The sequence below is a fragment of the Nguyenibacter vanlangensis genome (assembly GCF_013376155.1).
Classification (GTDB): Bacteria; Pseudomonadota; Alphaproteobacteria; order Acetobacterales; family Acetobacteraceae; genus Gluconacetobacter; species Gluconacetobacter vanlangensis.
On the sequence record NZ_JABXXP010000371.1, the window covers coordinates 1 to 2,919 of the forward strand.

At 69.9% G+C, this 2,919-nt stretch carries 3 protein-coding genes and 1 pseudogene; 2 read left to right on the top strand and 2 right to left on the bottom strand.

The features are described from left to right. Window positions 1-303, top strand: a pseudogene (locus tag HUK84_RS14030) (peptidase M20); the annotation flags it as partial. A 22-nt stretch (window positions 304-325) separates the two neighbouring features. On the opposite strand, the gene HUK84_RS14035 reads toward HUK84_RS14030, so the two are convergent. Beyond that, a complete protein-coding gene (locus HUK84_RS14035) occupies window positions 326-1,156 on the bottom strand; it encodes a LytTR family DNA-binding domain-containing protein (protein ID WP_176640844.1) in 831 nt (276 codons plus the stop codon). A gap of 240 nt (window positions 1,157-1,396) precedes the next feature. On the opposite strand from HUK84_RS14035, the gene HUK84_RS14040 reads away from it, so the two are divergent. Beyond that, the gene (locus HUK84_RS14040; protein ID WP_317135294.1) at window positions 1,397-2,281 is read left to right on the top strand and encodes an alpha/beta hydrolase family protein; all 885 of its coding nucleotides are present in this window, start codon (window positions 1,397-1,399) and stop codon (window positions 2,279-2,281) included. Here the strand turns inward: HUK84_RS14040 and HUK84_RS14045 are convergent. Continuing rightward, the coding region (locus HUK84_RS14045) for a LysR substrate-binding domain-containing protein (RefSeq protein WP_176640846.1) at window positions 2,270-2,919 on the bottom strand (650 nt) is incomplete at its 5' end. The two genes, HUK84_RS14040 and HUK84_RS14045, sit on opposite strands and share 12 nt — an antisense overlap.

A 2,919-nucleotide genomic window follows, 5' to 3' on the forward strand; every position in this document is an offset into this window, starting at 1 on the left:
CTGCCGTTCGCCCGGGCCGGGGTGCCGGTGCTGGCGGTGATGGACATGGCCGGGTTCCCCGACCTGCAAACCGGCGGCACCGCGGCCGGCGCGGCATGGCTGAAGGCCTATATGGAATGCTACCACCAGGCCTGCGACGCGTGGAGCCCGGCGCTGGACACGCGCGGCGCGGCGGAAGACGCGGCCCTGGTCTATCGGGTGGGCCGCGACCTGGCCTTCTCCCACGCCTGGCCGCATTGGAAGGCCGGGTCGGAATTCGCGGCAATTCGCGCGGCCAGCGCCGCCGAGCGCGGCGGAAACTGAACGGGCGTCCGCATCGAGCGGGTCAGGGCCGTTCGAGGGCGAGAAGCCCGGCGGCCCTGACCGACGCGATGTTGTTGCGAGAGATCGGGGCCTCGACGCCGGTTTTCAGGCGCAGGCGGAGATTGCGGCCGTCCCGGACCGTGCCCGTCACGGCGTGATGGCAGACCCACCATGACCGGTGCGTCTGCATGCCAAGCGAGGACGGCAGTTCCGCAACGGCCTGACGAAGAGGGAGCAGCACCAGGGCCGAGCCGTTCGCGGTATGCACCCGGACGTAATGATCCTCCATTTGCAGCGCGACCAGGTCTCGGTCGAGATCGGGGGGCAGGCGCTGCCAGAAGGCCGGCGCGATGGCGCATCGTGACTTCGGCCCGGCGGTCGCGTCCGGTACCGGCGTGGGTCGTGGGGCAGAAACCGTGCCCGGCCTGGTGCCGGCCAGGTAGCCGAGCGCCAGCGGCAGGGAGATGACCAGAGTTTGGCCGTACCACCCCAGCAGGCCGATCCGCGCGACGGACTGGGGCCAGAGACGTGCCGCGATGACGTGGCATCCCAGGGAAAGCGGAATCGCCGCCAGCAGGAGGGACGGTCCGAACGTGCCCCAGGGCGGGAAGCCCCGGCGGCGGCCGAGGCCGATCGCGGGGCGGACCGTCAGGCCCAGCAGCAGGGCGCCGTAGAGCGTGGTTCCGACCCAATAGGCCAGCACGCCAAGATGCGACGTGTTCCGGTAGCTGCCGAACGGGCCGGTCAGTCCGAGAAACGTTCCGGCGGCGAGGGACAGGAGCAGTTCGCGCGACCAGTCGCGCGCGCTGCCGAACAAGGGCGGCATCTCCGGCAATTCCAGTGCGTAAGACATCTCGGCGCTCCTGGTCCCCATCGGCCCGGACGTCCGTTCGCGTGCCCGTTCGCCCCTTCGCGAAGCAAGGCTGGCACAATTCGCGCCTGCCTGCCAACCGGGGGGGGGAAACGGGGGATCGCCATGCGTCACATCTTGGGTCACATCTTGGTTTGTCTGCTTCTTTCGGGCGGCATGGGTCTGGGGACGGTGATCTGGACTCCGCTTTGGGCGCGTGCGGTCGGTTTTGCCGTCTTGCAGGTGCCCAGCCGGGATGGCCCGGCGATTCCAGTGGCGGTCTGGTACCCGTCCGACGGCAGGCCGCGTCCCACGTCGGTCGGCCTGTTTCGGCAGTCGGTCGTTGCCGGCGGCCGTCCGGTCGGCCGTGATCTGCCGCTGGTCACGATCTCGCATGGCACCGGGGGCAATTTCGCAGGTCACTCCGACACCGCGCTGGCGCTGGCCCAGGCCGGGTTCGTCGTCGCCGCGCCGACTTACCTCGGCGATAATGTCCGCGACCAGAGTCGTGCGCTCGATCCCGCCTGGCGGGTGCGCCAAATGGAAATCGTGACCGACTATATGATCACCGCATGGTATCCCGGCACGGTGGATCCGGGCCATATCGGCGCGTTCGGGTTTTCGGCCGGTGGGTTGACGGCGCTGATTGCTGCCGGGGGAACGCCCGATCTGCGGCGTGTCGCGCCGCATTGCCGGGCGCACCCGGCGTTCTTCGTCTGTCGATTGGTCCAGGATCACCACGCCCCGCCCGGGCAGGCGGCGTTTCCCTGGGATCGCCGTATCCGTGCGATCGTCGTCGCGGCGCCGGCGCTGGGATTTGCCTTCACGCCCGAGGGGCTGCGACGCGTGACCATGCCGGTCCAGCTATGGCAGGCCGATGACGACCGGGTCCTGCCACCGGATTATTACGCCGCGGCGGTCAGGCGGGCGCTGCCGCGTCCGCCGGAATTTCACGCCGTCGCCAATGCCGGGCATTTCGATTTCCTGGCGCCGTGTTCGGCGTCTCTGGCGCGGATCGTGCCGTCCATCTGTGCCAGCGCGCCGGACTTTGACCGGGTCGCCTTTCATCATGCGTTCAACGCGGCCGTCACGGCGTTCTTCGTCGATCATCTCGGGTCACGGCGCTGAAGCGCTTCCCGGCCGGGGCCGATGGCGCAGGGCCTCGACCAGCAGGGCGAAGGCGGCCGGGGGCTGGCGGCGGCTGGGATAATAGAGGTGATAGCCGGCGAACGGGGGGCACCACTCCGCCAGAAGACGGACGAGACGGCCGCTGTCGAGATGGGGCCGGACCTGCTGTTCGGTCAGATAGGCCAGGCCGAAGCCGTCGATCGCGGCATCGAGGATGCGGGTCGAGGTGTTGAAGACCAGCCGCCCCGCGACCCGCACGCGGAATGCGCGGCCGTCCCGCTCGAACTCCCAGGCATAAAGGCCGCCATGGGTGGGCAGGCGCAGGTTGATGCACTCATGCGCCGTCAGGTCTTGCGGCCTGTCCGGCGGCGGCCTGCGGGCGAGATAGGATGGCGCCCCCACCACCGCCATGCGCATGTCGGGCCCGATCGGCACGGCGATCATGCCCCTGGCGACGGTGTCGCCGGGGCGGACCCCGGCATCGTATCCCTCCGCCACGATGTCGGTCAGGCCGTACTCGACGGCGATCTCGACCCTGATGTCGGGATAGCGGGGCAGGAACAGCCGCAGCGCCGGCCACAGCACCGCGCCGGCGGCGTTTTCGGTGGCGGTGATGCGGATGGTGCCGGCCGGCCGCT